Annotated in this window: 15 protein-coding genes; 7 read left to right on the forward strand and 8 right to left on the reverse strand. The window is 68.0% G+C overall.

Going from position 1 to position 14,816, the window contains the following annotated elements; all coding sequences use genetic code 11:
- Nucleotides 1–24: 24 nt before the first annotated feature.
- Complete coding sequence (locus KVT44_RS27235; RefSeq protein WP_217569294.1) at nucleotides 25–531, forward strand: hypothetical protein; 507 nt, start codon at nucleotides 25–27, stop codon at nucleotides 529–531.
- An 86-nt stretch (nucleotides 532–617) separates the two neighbouring features.
- On the opposite strand, the gene KVT44_RS27240 is transcribed toward KVT44_RS27235, so the two are convergent.
- The 3 genes from KVT44_RS27240 to KVT44_RS27250 all read right to left on the reverse strand — a co-directional run bounded on the left by KVT44_RS27240 (nucleotide 618) and on the right by KVT44_RS27250 (nucleotide 2,867).
- Nucleotides 618–2,138, reverse strand: a complete 1,521-nt coding sequence (locus KVT44_RS27240) for a LacI family DNA-binding transcriptional regulator (RefSeq protein WP_217569297.1) — start codon at nucleotides 2,136–2,138, stop codon at nucleotides 618–620.
- Nucleotides 2,139–2,177: 39 nt separating this feature from the next.
- Entirely contained in the window at nucleotides 2,178–2,486 is a 309-nt protein-coding gene (locus KVT44_RS27245; protein WP_217569359.1) for a helix-turn-helix domain-containing protein, read from the reverse strand.
- Between the two features lie 123 nt (nucleotides 2,487–2,609).
- On the reverse strand, nucleotides 2,610–2,867 hold the full coding sequence (locus KVT44_RS27250) for a helix-turn-helix domain-containing protein (protein WP_217569299.1): 258 nt from the start codon (nucleotides 2,865–2,867) through the stop codon (nucleotides 2,610–2,612).
- A 483-nt stretch (nucleotides 2,868–3,350) separates the two neighbouring features.
- Between KVT44_RS27250 and KVT44_RS27255 the strand changes: the two genes are divergently transcribed.
- From KVT44_RS27255 to KVT44_RS27270, 4 genes are all read left to right on the forward strand, one after another.
- Entirely contained in the window at nucleotides 3,351–4,199 is an 849-nt protein-coding gene (locus KVT44_RS27255) for a helix-turn-helix domain-containing protein (protein WP_217569301.1), read from the forward strand.
- A 7-nt stretch (nucleotides 4,200–4,206) separates the two neighbouring features.
- Nucleotides 4,207–4,896: a hypothetical protein gene (locus KVT44_RS27260; RefSeq protein ID WP_217569303.1), complete on the forward strand. Its 690-nt coding sequence runs from the start codon at nucleotides 4,207–4,209 to the stop codon at nucleotides 4,894–4,896.
- Nucleotides 4,897–5,537: 641 nt separating this feature from the next.
- Nucleotides 5,538–6,071 (forward strand): plasmid mobilization relaxosome protein MobC, encoded by a 534-nt coding sequence (mobC, locus tag KVT44_RS27265; protein WP_308314124.1) that lies wholly within the window; start codon nucleotides 5,538–5,540, stop codon nucleotides 6,069–6,071.
- Nucleotides 6,068–7,756: a relaxase/mobilization nuclease domain-containing protein gene (locus KVT44_RS27270; protein ID WP_217569307.1), complete on the forward strand. Its 1,689-nt coding sequence runs from the start codon at nucleotides 6,068–6,070 to the stop codon at nucleotides 7,754–7,756. The genes mobC and KVT44_RS27270 overlap by 4 nt, the downstream gene beginning before the upstream one ends.
- A 33-nt stretch (nucleotides 7,757–7,789) precedes the next feature.
- Here KVT44_RS27270 and KVT44_RS27275 read toward each other — a convergent pair whose 3' ends face one another.
- The 4 genes from KVT44_RS27275 to KVT44_RS27290 form a co-directional block, all read right to left on the reverse strand.
- Complete coding sequence (locus tag KVT44_RS27275; RefSeq protein WP_217569309.1) at nucleotides 7,790–8,368, reverse strand: HAD domain-containing protein; 579 nt, start codon at nucleotides 8,366–8,368, stop codon at nucleotides 7,790–7,792.
- Nucleotides 8,369–8,397: 29 nt separating this feature from the next.
- A complete protein-coding gene (locus KVT44_RS27280) occupies nucleotides 8,398–9,090 on the reverse strand; it encodes a bifunctional 2-polyprenyl-6-hydroxyphenol methylase/3-demethylubiquinol 3-O-methyltransferase UbiG (RefSeq protein ID WP_217569311.1) in 693 nt (230 codons plus the stop codon).
- Nucleotides 9,091–10,002, reverse strand: coding sequence for an aminoglycoside phosphotransferase family protein (locus tag KVT44_RS27285; RefSeq protein ID WP_217569313.1), 912 nt, complete (start codon nucleotides 10,000–10,002; stop codon nucleotides 9,091–9,093).
- Nucleotides 10,003–10,074: 72 nt separating this feature from the next.
- A complete protein-coding gene (locus tag KVT44_RS27290) occupies nucleotides 10,075–10,833 on the reverse strand; it encodes a hypothetical protein (protein WP_217569315.1) in 759 nt (252 codons plus the stop codon).
- A gap of 231 nt (nucleotides 10,834–11,064) precedes the next feature.
- Here KVT44_RS27290 and KVT44_RS27295 point away from each other — a divergent pair, with 231 nt between their 5' ends.
- Nucleotides 11,065–12,420, forward strand: coding sequence for a helix-turn-helix transcriptional regulator (locus tag KVT44_RS27295; RefSeq protein WP_217569317.1), 1,356 nt, complete (start codon nucleotides 11,065–11,067; stop codon nucleotides 12,418–12,420).
- 1 nt (nucleotide 12,421) lies between these two features.
- Nucleotides 12,422–12,958: an NUDIX domain-containing protein gene (locus KVT44_RS27300; RefSeq protein ID WP_217569319.1), complete on the forward strand. Its 537-nt coding sequence runs from the start codon at nucleotides 12,422–12,424 to the stop codon at nucleotides 12,956–12,958.
- 144 nt (nucleotides 12,959–13,102) lie between these two features.
- Here the strand turns inward: KVT44_RS27300 and KVT44_RS27305 are convergent, their stop codons facing one another.
- The gene (locus tag KVT44_RS27305) at nucleotides 13,103–14,098 is read right to left on the reverse strand and encodes a hypothetical protein (protein ID WP_217569321.1); all 996 of its coding nucleotides are present in this window, start codon (nucleotides 14,096–14,098) and stop codon (nucleotides 13,103–13,105) included.
- Between the last annotated feature and the right edge of the window lie 718 nt (nucleotides 14,099–14,816).

A 14,816-nucleotide genomic window follows, 5' to 3' on the forward strand; every position in this document is an offset into this window, starting at 1 on the left:
AGACGATCACTACTAGGGGGGCCGATGGAGCCGAGAAGTGCTGCAGCCGTGGGGAGGGACTTTCCGTACACGGCAGGGACAACTTGCTATATCGAGATCCACGAGGACGGCAGAGTCACCCACGGAGACTCTCGGGCCGCGTACGAACGTGCCGTTGCAGGCAAGTCCCGGTTGTTCGCCGTATGGCCTGGCCAGTGGTCGAGCGATCTGTTCGAGATCGACGACCTCGACGAGTACGCCAAAGCCCATGGGCTCAAACACGACCAGGACCGCACCGGACTTAATGAGCATGTCCATGATGTGCAGTGGACTGAGGACACGGCTTACAACACCAACCCTCGCAGCCCGTACATCAGCATCGATCTCACGATGACGTGCGGGTGCGAGATCCGCGACTTGGACGCCTTCGCGAAACAGATTAGGCAGCAGCGAGGGTGGGATGTCGCCACCAGCGTCGGCTGGAGCAGAAGCGGCGGCCCCGAGGGCATGACCTACTCCCTGCGGGTGCGGCGGAAGAGTCTCGGTGCTTGAGGGAGCCGGACGGGTGCCTGGTCGCTGTCAGGACGGCAGCTAAGGGCTCGATCAGCTCTGCGGCGGATCAAGCCCCCTAGCCTTCATCATGCGACGGTCACAAAGTCAGGTGCCCGCAGGAGCCGGTCCAGGACTATGACGGATGACCGAGGATGCAGACTCCGGCGAGCATCGAGCGACGTCTCCCACTGCTCGGTCAGGCCGGCCATGAGGCGCCTGCGCATGCCAGGGGTCACGTGCGAGTAGCGCGCCGAGACCGAGCCGTCGATGTGGCCCATGCGTTCGTCCATGAGGACCTTCTCCGTGCCGAGGTCCTCCATGTGGGTACGGTGGGAGTGGCGCAGGCCATGGGGTGTCAGGCCCGTGGCGATGGGGAGCCAGCAGGAGTCGGCGCGGTCCTTGGCGTTGCGGCCGCGGACCGGGATGCCCGGCCAGGGGTCACCGAGCAAGGGGACGGGGCGGGCCTCCTGCGGTGCCTTCTTCGGGTACCAGCCGGACGTGGCCGGGGTGAAGAGCCAGGTGGCGAAGCCGTTGCGGCGCCAGTGTGCGGCGTTCTCGGTCGGCAGACCGCCACGTACGAAGTTCAGCTCGGCGATGGCAAGTTCCACTCGGGTGCGTGTCTCCTCTCTTACGCGCTCTGGGTGGTTGAGGACGTTGGATACCGTGCCGGTGGACACGTCCGCGCGCCGGGCGACGTCCACCAGCTTGGCGCCTTGGTGGCCGCCGGTGCGGGCGGTGCCCTGACCTCGGAAGACGTACCGCTTGCCGTGGCAGGGGCAGGGGGTCGGCTTTGTACGGGCTATGTGATCGGCGACCAGGGCCGACAGCCAGTCCGTCGCGTCGATAGTGCGGTAGCTGTCGTCCTTGGGCGGGCAGCGGACCAGCTCACCCGAGTCCAGCTCGTACAGCTGGTGCTCCACGCGCATGGCGTCGCGGCGGGCGAACTCGGTCTCCAAGCCGACGATTTCGCCCCACCGCATGCCCGTGTATCCCTTGAGGATCACCGCGACGAACTCGTCGTCGCGGCCGGACAGCAGGGCTGCACGCTCGGCGATCAGGAGCAGGCCGAGCGGGTCGGTGATGACCTTCTCCGGTCCCCGGTCGCGGGAGCGGCCGGCGCGCTTGCCACGGCCTCGCCGCTTGGCCGCGGGGTTGGAGGCGATGAGTCCCTCGTCCACGGCGTCTTCCAGGATGAGGTGGAGCGTCGAGCGCCACGTCTTGACGCTGGATGCCGCGTAGACCGCCTTCTCCCGCTTTTCCCAGGAGTCCACGTCGGTACGGAGGATGCCGACGAGTGCCTTGTCCTCGAACTCCGGGAGCAGATGCTCCTCGATGTGGCGCCGGTAGTTCTGCATGGTGGACGCGGCCAGGTCCTGGGCGTCGTACCAGCGGCTGGCGTACTCGCCGAAGGTCTCCTGTCCGGCCGCCGGATCGCGCCAGGTGCCGCGTCGGACTTTGGCCTCTTCCTCGTCGGCAGCCTGCTTCGCCTCCCGCTTGGTGGCGAACTTGATGACCGCGCCGGTCGGGTCGACGACCGTGCCGTACTTGCCCTCGCTGACCTTGTATCTGCCGCGCCAGTAACTGCTGCGCTTCTCGGCGTAACCCACGCTCCGTGTGCCCTCCCTTCTGTGCTGTGCCGAGTGCTGTCAGGCGGCAGTGCCGTACTGGGACCTGCGGGGCGGTCGGGCCCGGAGGCGTGGGGTGGAGGAGGTCGAGGGCTGGGCTTGGCGGGTCACGGGCGCGGAGGGACCGGCCGACGGGAGCATGCGTTGTGCACGCTGTAGCCCCGGCTCCTCGTGGATGCGGATGATCTCGGCGAGGTGATCGGCGGTGAAGCGGTACGCGCGGCCGACTCGGGTGTGCGGTATCAGCCGCCGACGTGCGCGGTCCTTGACCCACCAGGCCGAGCAGCCGAGGGTCTCAGCGATCTCCTCGGGGCGGTAGAGACGGGGCAGAGCGAATTCGCCGTTAGTGCGATGCGGAAGGCGCGCGAGGGCAGGGGGCGTCGCGGAGTGGGGCAAGAGAGGTCGGTCCTTACTCGGGGAGGGTGCTTGATCGGTGGCGCTGGGCCGCTCTTCTCAGGCGGTGCCCGATCCCTGCAGCAGCACGAGCGGGGAGACGACAAGGGCCTCGGCTATCGCGGCGAGATCGTCGATGTCGCAGCGGCGTTGGGCGCGTTCGATCCGAGACAGCATCGTGTTGGTCATCGGACGGCCGAGGGCGGTGACGCGGGCGGCGAGCTCGCGCTGGGCAAGGCCGCGTTCAGTGCGGAGGATTTCGATGGTGCGGGCGGTCCGTATTCCGGCCGGTCCGATTTCCAGGGATCGTGCTGCCATGGCTCCATTTGTAGCTTGCATTCGCCGGTTTGGTTAACCGGCGATCGTCGGCTATGTTCCGCCCGGCGGACGGCCAGGAGTTACCTCTCGGCTGGGGTTCCGGGTGTCCGGCGGGCGCTATCTTCGCCAGCCCGATGGTGGGCTCTGACGTGGGGTGTTGTGTTGTAGCTTGCGCTCGCAGTGGGAGTCAACGGTCTCCCAATGTGATCCTTCTGGCTTTAGCTGACGGACCATTATTTCGGCAACCGGCGATCCGGGTTTATGGTTTTGGTGATGCCTCGCAGCACACGTTCGCCGTCAGCTGTCCGATTTCCCTGCGGAATGCTGGACTTGCGCGGCATTGATCTGGCTGTCTTGGCTATACGACGCCACCAGCCCTCCCCCGCGCCTTCGGACCGGGGCTGTGCGCCACCCCCCTTCCCCGTGCACCGCCCGACGAGGGCCGCCGCACCGCCACGCCCTCAACCTAGGAGCCGCCGCCCGATGAGCTACGACGCCCGCGAATGGGTGTGGGACCACAGCCACAGCAAAGGCACCGCCCGCATGGTCCTCGCCCTCATCGCCGACCGGTGTCGCGACCGGCACTGCGTCGCGTACGCGTCCGTGCCCACCCTCATGAAACGCGCCAACGCCTCCCGCACCGCCGTGCGCGACGCACTGGCCAAGCTGATCGCCAGCGGCGAGCTGGTGCAGCTCCCCGGCCGCAAGGGGCCCCGAGGAGAGACGTACTACCTCCTCCCGGTCGCCGCCCGGTTCCTCGCCGATCAGCTCCGGGAGGGGGACCAGAATCCGGCCCCCAAAGGGGGTCAGTTTCCGACCCTCGGGGGGTCGGAATCCGACCCTGCCGAGCACTTTGAGGGGGGATCGGAATGTGACCCCGGGGAACGGAATCCGACCCCCGGGGGGTACGGATTCCGACCCGAGGGGGGTGCAGATTCCGACCCCCAGAACTGTAGAGAACCGAAGGTGAACGGTAAGAGCAGCAGCAGCTCTGCCCCGCTCATCTCCGCCATCGAGTGGCAGATCGACGACGACGCCCGTGCCTGGCTGCAGCACCACGGCCACCTCGACCGCCTCGGCGAGGACGCGCTGCAGGCCGCCGACGAGAAGTGGCGCACTTACCGGGCTGCCTGGGCGCCCCGCACCGCCGCCGCGTGGGCTGCTGACTGGCGCGCGTGGATTGCCCGGGAACACACCCCTGCCCCCGGCCGCCCCAGCCTCAACGCCCTGCCAGGCGGCAAGCCCTCCCCACCAACGCCCGCCATGACGCGCTCCGAGGCGCACATGGCCGCCCTGCTCGCCGCCCTCGACGAACCGACCGGAACGGAGTAACCCGCCTTTGGACCGACGTGAAGTCGCCGCCGTCCTCGCCTACATCGGGCGCCTCGATCCCCGCACCATCCGCACCGGCACGGGCGAGGCCCGTGACCAGATCGCCCAGTGGCAGGCGCTGCTCGACGACGTACCCTTCGCTACCGCCCACGGCTGGGACGTCCGCGAGGCGATACGGTCCCACGTCCTCGACTCGCCGTACCCGATCCTGCCCGTTGACGTCGCCCGCAGATGGCGTGCCCATCGACGCGATCGCCTCGACCGGCACACCGACCCCAATCCCGCCGCCGACCCGGACCATCCGGCCGCCTGGCGAGCCGAGCTGCTCCGTGCCCGGAACGCGGTCGCCGCCGGCATACCCTCCCCTTCGACGCATCGGCAGATCACCAGCGGTAGCCGGCCACGCGACGTCGAGGAGCGGCTGCGCGAGATCGGGTCGTGCATCCCGCCAGCCGTCCGCGCCGATCTGGCCCGCTACCGTCCGAGCCGCGCCGCGCGCGAGGCCGCCGTAGCCGAGGGCGTCCCCGACGCGCTCGGTGCCCGGTGCGACTGGTGCCACGCACCCGTGGGCTCCCCTTGCCGTCAACGAAGGGCGAGCCCCGACGGAACCGCCCGGGGCCACGCCATACGTGCGACTCCTCACCCGTCACGCGTCGACCTCGCCGCTGCCCGGATCAACCGAGTGCGGACTGTGTGACGAAGCCAAGCCTCGGCCCCCGCGGTAGCCACCTGGGGCTACGACCGTCGGTCCCCGAACCGTGTACACGGTCTTCGACGAACACTTTGGGGACCGTGTCCCGGAGAAGTGAGGACGACTTTCGGGGACGGTCCCCTCTGAAACCGCAGCTCATAGGGCCTTTTATGCCGGTCCCCAGAGCGTCCCCGAACGGGGACCGTCCCCACAGCGGACCCTTCGGTCCCCTCGGGGGACCGGGACCGCGCAGTGGAACGGGGACGGTCCCCGTGACGACGTGTCAGGGGGACCGTCCCCGATGAGCACCGTGTCCCGGTCCCCAAGGGTCTGGGGACCGTGCACCGCAGCGCTTTGGGGACCGGTCTCCGTCCCTCTCGTTTCAACAGAAGCCCTCGCTCGGACAGCGCCTCTCTCGGTTGACCTGTCCAGACCTCAGCCCACCACAGCTGAACTGCTCCGGTCGCTGCCCTCGCACGGCGCCTCAGCTCCCCTACCGAACACGCCCAGGAGAACCACACGTGCACGACCGACACCATGAACACACCAACAAGCAGGAGACGCCGATCGCCTCAGACAACCGCGCAGCAAGGTATCCCGCTGGACCGTCCACAGGCCGGCCCCACGGGGAAGCCTCCGCCCCAGGGGTGGCGGAGGCACTCGGGCACCAGGGGGTGCCCGAGGAGGAACAGCCCGCCGACGCCGATCCCGCCGCTGCTGCCGAGCCGCTGCCGCGTGCCGCCGAAGCAGCTGCCCTGCAGCGCGTTGCCCACCGTCGCAAGCCCGACCCCAACGGCCAGCGCAAGAAGCGGGTCGATGCCCGCTACAGCGTCGAAGAGAAGGCCGCCATCCTCGCCAAGGCCAGGTCGCTGAACGTCAGCGGCGCCCACTACGTCGCCGTCGTCACCCTGGCCCACGTCCACGGCGACCTCACGGTGCCCGGCCAGCGCACCCAGCTGGACGACTACATCGACGAACTCAACGCCCTACGCCAGCAGGTCGCCTTCATCGGCCACAACGTTAACCAGATCGCCAAGAAGCTCAACTCCGGCGGCCATCCACACCCTGGGGACAGCGCCCTGCTGGCCCAGACCGACCGGACCCTGGATGCGGTCGGTGAGGCTGTGCGCCACATCGCGGCAGCCGCGAACCAGTCCGTCAGCCACAAGGCGGCCCGATGATCGCGAAGATCACCGGCGGCCAGAACACCGCCGACTTGATCCGCTACCTGTACGACACGAAGAAGAAGGGCCACAGCGACCCGCACCTGGTCGCCTCCTGGGATGGCTTCGCCCCCAACCCCGGCCGCGCCGATGACTTCGACGCCACCAAGAGTGCCCTCGTCGCTGACCTCGACCTGCACGTCAAGCAGGCCGAACGGCTCGGCCGTGCGCCCGAGAAGCACGTGTGGCACTGCTCGATCCGTGCCGCCGAGACCGACCGTCACCTCAGCGACGAGGAGTGGGGCGACATCGCCCGCCGCGTTGTCGCAGCCACCGGCATCGCCCCCGACGGTGATCCCGACGGCTGCCGCTGGGTCGCCGTACGGCACGCGTCCGACCACATCCACATCGCCGCCACCAAGGTCCGAGCCGACCTGCGCGCCGCACGCCACTGGAACGACTACCTCACCGCCGACCGCGAACTCGCGGCCATCGAGAAGGAGTACGGCCTGTTCCAGATCGTGCGCGGGGATCGCACCGCCGCGAAGCGGCCCACCCGCGCCGAGCAGGAGAAGGCCAAGCGCGCAGGCCAGGCCCGCACTGCCCGCGAACGGCTGCGCACCACGGTGCGTACCGCGGTGGCCGCCGCCACCAGCACCGAGGAGTTCGTCCGTCTGCTGGAGCACGCTGACGGCGTCTTGGTCGACGTCAAGCACTTTCCATCCGGGGACGTACGCGGCTACACCGTCGCACTCGAAGGCGACGTCAACGGCAAGCAGGAACCGGTCTGGTACTCAGGCTCCGAACTCTCCCCGGACCTGTCCTTGCCCAAAATCCGAAAGCGCCTTGACGCCACCGAGCCGCAAGGCTCACGCAAGCCGAATCCGTGGCGCCAGGCCACGGCCGCCGCGGAACGCATCCCCCATCGCCTCGAGCACGGTGACGACGCAGCCGCTCAGGCCCACCTGGCCGCGTTCGGCGAGGCCCTCGACGTCCTGCCTCTGCTCGCGCCTCAGACCGTTGGGTTCCAACTCCGACAGGCTGCGGAGGTCTTCGAGCGCGCCACCCGATCCCGCATCCAGGCCGAGCACCAGCACGCTCGCGCCCTACGCGGCGCCTTGCGAGCCATGGTCCGCGAGCCCGCTCCCAAGGACGGCGCCCTGCTGGCGATGTTCCTCGACGCCGCGATCCTCGTCGTCATCGCCGCCGCCCGCTGGCACCAGATCCGTCATCATGACCAGCAGGTGGCTGCGGCCCACCAGACCCTGGTCCACCTACACGCCGTCTATGAACAGACAGCTGTCGCGCCGCTGTCCGTGCTCGCCCAGCGCCGGCCACCCCGGCAGGTGGTGGAGCGGCACATCCTCCTCATCCGGCAGGCAGTGCCCGATCACGCGGAACAGGTACTGGAGGACCCGGCCTTCGACGCACTCGCTGCTGTGCTGGCGGACGCCGAGAAGGCTGGTCACGACCCGAAGCAGCTCCTGCAGCAGGTCGCCGACCAGCGTGCGCTCGATGATGCCCGTCGGCCCGCGCGGGTCCTGACCTGGCGCGTCGAACGCCTCAGCACGAGGGCGGCACCCAGCGACCGCGCACGCGCGGCACAGGCACAGAGTGCCGCACGCCGTCCCGGCACGCCGGTGTCATCACCACCTACTGCCCCGGCAACTCAGCCACAGCCGCCGCAGGCACGGCGGCGCTGACACATCCGCCGTGGGCCGCACCTGGACTCGTCGCTATGCGGCTTCGACTCCAGGTGCGGCGCCGGGTGCGCCTGTCCCGACTCGGGACAATCGATCTACCCACACGGTGGCCTGGGCCAGGTGCTCGACCTGCAGCCCGACGTGCGGGTCGGGTTGGATGAGGAGGGTCGCCATGCCACGGGCGGTGCGCTCGACGGCCCATGCGTGGTCGAGGCTGGCGAAGTCGTCGTCGATCCAGATCGCGGGTGCATCGCCCAGCCACGTGTCGACGTAATCCCGCTTCCACAGGTAGCCGTTCGGATGGCTGGTGGTGATCTGCGGGCGCGGGAGATCGACGTACGGCAGCGGCGGGAGCCCGAGGAGCGGGCCGATCAGGGTGGTGGCGTCCCGGCGCCAACTGGTGCACCAGACAGGGCTGACCGTTCCGTTTCGGAACACATCCACGAGCAGGCGCCCGTGGTCGGGGTTGAGCCAGACGGCAACGGGGTCGTCAGCGCTGCGGCCAGCGGGTACGACGTCGTGCCTTACATGAGTGGCCGGAGTGGTCCCGTCGTAGTCCGGGAACGGTATGAGGACACCGTCTATGTCGAGGAGCAGGTAGGGCTGGCGCATCGGTTCCTCCAGGAGAGCTGGAGCGGGGGTCAGACCTTGCGGGCGGTGATCAGCAAGGTGGTAGGCCAGCGGCCGTGGCGGGCGTCGTGGAACTCCTGAGTTGAGGTGAGCCAGAAGCCCGCACGGGAGAGGTGTGTCTCCCAACGGCTGGCGTCGAAGTCCCATCGAGCGACAGGGAGCCGGGTGCGGTCCGGGAGCATCACGTGATCACGACGTGGCCGATCATCCGCTGGGGGACGGCGGCCTCCACGCTCGGGGTGAGGCACCGTGAAGGCCAAGATGCGGCCGGGCTTCACGTGCTGGGCTATCGCCGGGAGCAGGAGTTCGGGTGCTACCAGGCCGATGGCGCCGAAGACCGAGTAGATGGCGTCGAACTGCTCGTCGCTGGCTTGTAGGTAGTGCAGAGCGTGGCCGGCGACGAAGGTGAGGTTGCCGAGCCGTCCGTAGTGGGAGCGGGCTCGACGGACTTGAAGACCGACGAGGTCGAGGCCGGTGACGTGTGCTCCGTGCCGGGTGGCGAGGTGGGCGGCGTTGTGGCCGGGGCCGCAGCCGAGTTCGAGCAGCCGCCTCCCTGCCAGGTCTGGGCCGAGTATCTCGCCGCCGGGGCCACTGCCGGGCCTGGTGGTCCATTCCATACGGGCTGGCACGGGAAGCGCTTCGGCGGGGCGAGCGGTGCGCTGGAGTGCGTGTGCGTGCCAAGGCGACACCTGAGCGAGCGACATCTAGACCTCCAGGAGCCGGAGGGCATCGGTGAGATGGCGGCGTACGACCTTGATGTACGCGGGGTCGGTAGTCGGATCGTTGATCCAGCGGATGGCCTGCTCCATGAACCACTCCACCGCCCACATGCGGTGCCAGCCCAGCGCCCACTTCTCAGCGGGGAGACCACCGCGCTCGGCAAGGGCGTCGGGAGTGCCGCCTTCGGCGACGTAGGTCTCCAGGAAGACACGCAGACGTGCGGGGTCGGTCTCCTCGAGGGTGCCGTGCCAGCTGGCGAGGTCGAGCAGGCCAGGGCCAGTGAAGGCGCGGGCGAAGTCCAGGAGCCGCCAGCCGCGTTGGCCGATGTGGAGGCTGGTGGGGTGGAACTCGGAGTGCACCCAGCCGAATGGCTCCGTCATCGCTCCGGCCGAGCGTGCCTCGGCTGCCTGGGCCAGCCGGTCGAGCGCACCTTCGACGTCGTCTGCGTCCGGCCACCGCTCGGCCTTCCACAGTTGGTCGAGGTGGTCCAGTGCCCTGCTGGGCAGGGCCCGCAGGGCTTCCTGGTCGAGGAGGGGCAGGGCCGGCGCGCTACGCGTGCGGTGCAGGACCACGGCTGCGGCGGCGCCGTCGAGGTCGTCGGCTTCGCGGATGGGGGTGCCGAGGTCTTCCAGCAGCATCCCCAGCCAGCCGTCCAGTGCGGCGGAAACGTGGACCTTCGGGACGGGTACGCCGAGGGTGTGAGCAAGGCGGAGGGCTTGGTCCTCGCTGTCGAAGGGCTTCTTGGCGTACTTGAAGATGGCGGTGGAGCCGTCGGAGAGTGTCAGGCGTTCGACGCCGGACATGGACCAGACGCGCACCTCGTCGCGCGCTACGGCGGACTGGCCGGTGGCGGTCAGTACGTTGTCCAACAGTTCGGCATTGAGGTTCGCGTCCATCAGGGACTCCTGTGGTTGAAGGCGTCCGGGGCGGGCGAGAGTGCCGGCCCGCCCCGGAGCCAGGCGTACGGGCTATACGGCGGGGGCTACCCGGTGGGCGTAGACCTGCTCGATCCATCCGGCCTTGAACTGGGCCAGGTCATCACGGAAGTTGGCCATCGACGCACCGTAGGGCGCGACGACTCCACCGGACTGATCCGGCACGGACTGGCACCCGTGCACGAGCCGTCCGCCGAGCGCGGCGTGGGCCTTGATGGACTCGATGCGGCGGTGCTCGTTGAACCAGCCGCCGTGGTAGACCTCGTCCAGCAGGCCGCCCATCTCCTCGTCCAGGTCGAAGACGACGGAGGTCGCGGCGGGGAAGAACCAGCACGCGCCGACGTTGGAGATGTGTCCGTCCAGCTCGACCTTGTTCAGTGCCATCAGCGTGGCCGCCTCACGCAGCATCCGCAGGTGCTCGGCAGTGATCTGCGGCAGGCCGAGGCCGGCGAGGTGCTCCTCGCGGAACAGGTACGCGTACACCTCGTACGCGATGGACAGCACCCGGGCCGCATCCGAGGTGGACTCGCTGTGCTGCTTGATGAAGTCGAGAGCGAGCTGCTCGACTGCACTCTCGGTCGTCTCGTCCACCTCCAGGAGCTGGGACTTGACCAGCGCCCAGTCGGCGACGAGCCAGCTGTTGGACTCGAAGCGGAAGAAATACTCCGCCGGGTCGATGGTGATGCGCCGACCCTCGCCCTGGATGCCGGGCAGGCGGCTCCAGCGCTCGTCGAAAGCCTCGGGGAGTTCGACCGTGATGGCCGTGCGGGTTGCGATATCGGTGGTGATCACCGGGGTCTCCGTCTCTGTTCGGCCGGGTCCGGGCACAGGAATGCCCGAACCCGAAGCGGATGTACGGAACTTGGGAGCCGCCCGGCCAAGTGGGGAGCCTGGATTCACGGTCGGACCTGGAACCGTTCCGGGCGGCTGATGATTAGTGAACCCGCCATCACGCACAGTGGGTACGGTGATGGGCAGTTGAAGCGGTATACGCGGTTTACAGCCCCAGACACGGAGGCGATCGTGGCAGTGCAGAGAGCCCCCAACTCCCGCCTGCGCGAGATCATCGACGCCATCGGCTGCACGTACGAGGCCCTGGCGAAGGACGTACGGCGCATCGCCGCCGAGAACGGCGAGATCATCCAGACCAACAAGTCGGCCATCTCCCATTGGGTGAACGGCACTCGCCAGCCCAGCGGCCGGACCGGCCGGTACCTCGCCGAAGCCCTGACCCGCCGCACCGGCCGCATCGTCACTCTGACCGAGATCGGCTTGGGCACAGCGGACGGCAACGAACAGGACGAGGGCGACCCAGTCCTGGCGGTGGCCGATCTGGGCCGCGCAGACGTCGAGCGCCAACACTTCCTCGCGGTTGCCACCTTCACCACCACGGGCGTCGCCATGCCGCTCGCCTACGACCACGAGGCCACCGCCCGCATGCTCCGTGCCCGCACCGGCACCACGCTGGTCGGCGCGGAGGACGTGGACGTCGTACGTCAAATCACCGCCGCATTTAGCGCAGCCGACGAACGCCTCGGCGGCGGCCACGGCCTGACCACCGTCACCGCCTACCTCGCCGACACCGCCGCCCCCATGCTCCGCGGACGCTTCACCACCGAACCCTTACGCCGGGCAGCCTTCGGCGCCGTCGCCGAACTCGCTTACTTGGCAGGCTGGAAGCACCACGACCTCGGGCAGGAAGGCGCCGCCCAGCGCTACTACCGCGTCGGCTACCAGCTAGCCTGCGAAGCCGACCCGCACGGCCACGCCGCCTGGATGATGCGCGCCCTCGCCCACCAGGCCCTCAGCCTCAAACAACCCCACCACTGCATCGACCTCGCCGAAGCAGCTCTCGGTCAGGGAGCCGGTCACATCGACGGACAGACCGAAGCCCTGCTCCACATCACGCACGCCCGCGCCTATGCGGCCACCGACGAGAAGCCCGCTGCCGCACGCGCCCTGATCGCTGCCGAAGACGCCCTTCTGCGCGACGACGGTCCCCAGCCCAGCTACTCCCGCGTCAGCGGCCCGGCCGCCGGCACCGTGGCCAGCCACACCGCCCGCACCCTGACCGACCTCGCCGATCACGTCGGAACCGAACAGCAGCACCGCGATGCCTTGGTCCGCTGGGACCCTGTGAAGTACAAGCGCGTCCACGCCCTGACCTACGCCGACCTGGGCGACAGTCTCGCCGCTCAGGCCCGAGCCGACGAGGCCGTCGCCGCTTGGTCACAGGCTCTGACGCTCATGGAGGGCATGACCTCCGACCGCACCCGCAAGGCGATCACGTCGCTGCGGTCCACTCTCGCGATCTATCAGCGCCGCAAGGTACCAGGGGCTACCGAACTCGCCCGCCGTGCACGCGAAGCACTCGCCTAACATGCCCAGCAACTGGCCGATGAAGGGACGCACAGTGGCTCAACCGACCACCGACGACCAGCCCAAAGCTCTCAAGCCCGCGCTCGAATCCATGACCCTGCTGGTCGCCGCCGTCATCGTCCACGACACAGCCACCAACCGCGTCGTGCTCCTCCAGCGCAGCGAGAACGCGAAGTTCGCCCAGGGGATGTGGGACCTGCCCGTCGGCAAGAGCGAGCCCGGCGAGCCGATCACCGAAACCGCGGTGCGCGAGCTCTACGAGGAGACTGGCCTGACGGTGAAGGCCGAGTCTCTCAAGGTCGCCCACATCATCCACGGAGCATGGGGGGTTGAAGCCCCGAACGGCTTCCTTACCGTCGTCTTCGTTGCCCATGAATGGACCGGCGAGCCCGAGAACCGCGAGCCGCGCAAGCACGCCCAGGTCCGCTGGGTTGGCGCCGACGCCATCCCCGAGGAGTTCGTGGACACCACCGCGAGTGCCCTCCACCGCTACCTCGACGGAGGTCCGGAAGTCTCCCTGAACGGCTGGGGTCAGTAGCGCCAGGCCGTCAGCGAACCAGGTAGCACAGACCGTCCTCGCATCTGGGGACCGACAGAAGGCGCTGCTGTCGTAACCCGTAACGTTCCCCAACGAGAAGATGCATCCGCAGACGGTGCCCGCCAGCTCGATCCACAAACCGCTTCACGCCACCGCATCAATCCGCTCAGCGCACACACCTCGAATGATCTTCAAGTCAGCCACCGCCTGAGCCCGCGCCTCCTCATGACCGGGCAGCCCGCTGTTCACCTTCTCAACGGCTTCGCCGATTGCGGAGATAATCACTTTCGGGGCGAATCGCATACCGAAGACGTAGCCAGTATCCACGCGGGTTCGCAAATCCAACTCCACCACCTCCCAGGCAGCCATAACTTCCGAATGCGCTCCGGCTCCGGACGATTGCTCCAGCGCCCGGATCAGGGCCTGGATGTTCTTGTACGCCTGCGTGCACAACTTGCGGTAGCGGGTCCACATTTTATGCGTGGCCACCACGGTGGCAATTGCGACAGTGACCGCTAGAGCTGGCAGCACCTTGGTGTAGTCACGAGAAATCGTCGGCAGCACGGCGTATAGCAAAATAGCCACACCACATGCTCCGTTAAAGTTTCCGACCGTCCGGCTGACCATGGCTCGAAGGACACGCCCCTCCAGCCGCTCAAGCAGCCTGTCCTTCGGCTCGAGCCAGTGCGCCAAGTAAGGAAAGAGGAGGCAGAAGGCCAGCATCTTCTGGGCGTCCCCGTAGCGAGCGATGAATTGCTCTGGAGCAGCAATGATCCTGTCAGTCACATTGAGCGGATAGAAGGAGATCTTGAACGCGATAATCCCCCAGATCACTACCTTCACCTTCTCTCGGCGACTGAACCATACGGGCGTATGGAAAGTCATTGTCAGCCAATGACGCAGCCGACTACGTATGCGGCGTACAGGCTTCGGCGCCTGCAAACCAGGAGAGATCTTTCGCCAGTGACGTCCCGCCACAACAATGAGGGCGATACTGAAGACAAAGATCACGACCCCAACGGCCTGGCGCCCCGTCTCATAAAGCTGGTTGCCCCAGAGGTTCAGCACGAACCCGACCGGCAAGAAGGCGAGCTTCCAGTGGGCGCGCACAAGGCCAACAGGCCGGTACCAAATCGACATACCGTCATGCTCCGGCTCAGTCACGGCGCGGCGGACTGATTTGATGGAGATCAGAGGTCCAATGTCGTGAAGATCCGAGGGGCCAGGACCAGCCGGGCCACTTGACGCGGGCTTGGTCGAACTGCACAAACAGAAGCCCGCTCGGGAAGCCTCCGCGGAACTGGATGCTGCCACCGCCACCGCGTCCGGATACGACGACCGCCATGCGCATCGCCATGGTAGCTACGGCGCGCCGGCGGCTGTCTTTGATGCGAGCGGACCGTGTCGGTCGATGGCCATGCTGCGCCCCCGGTGGCGCACCGTCTGCCGCTCGTCAAACCACCGGGCGCGGGAGCGGATGCTGAGCGGAGGGCCGACCATGAAGCGGGCGAGGTCGACGCAGTAGGCACAGCAGCCTTCCCGGGGCAGCCCAGGGAGTCGTCTGTCGCGGTGTAAGGCGAGTGCCAGCTCCAGCTTGACCTAGACGCAGCACCGGCCCGGTGTCGACGCCGATGTCGCGCAAGAGTGCTCCGTTCTGGGCGCGGATGAGTCGTGCGCCCCTTGCCGCATTTCGGCCACGCCAGCAAGATCGCACTGGGGCGATTCCGCATGATTCCAGCCGGAATTGCGCCTGCTATATGCGCATCGAATGGGCACCACGGGACGACGTACACGTCAAGGACATCGCACACATGAACGCCAGGGGCATTTCGGACATCACCTCCGGCGACCGGAACAT

It is taken from the genome of Streptomyces sp. GbtcB7 (assembly GCF_019091445.1).
Classification (GTDB): Bacteria; Actinomycetota; Actinomycetes; order Streptomycetales; family Streptomycetaceae; genus Streptomyces; species Streptomyces mirabilis.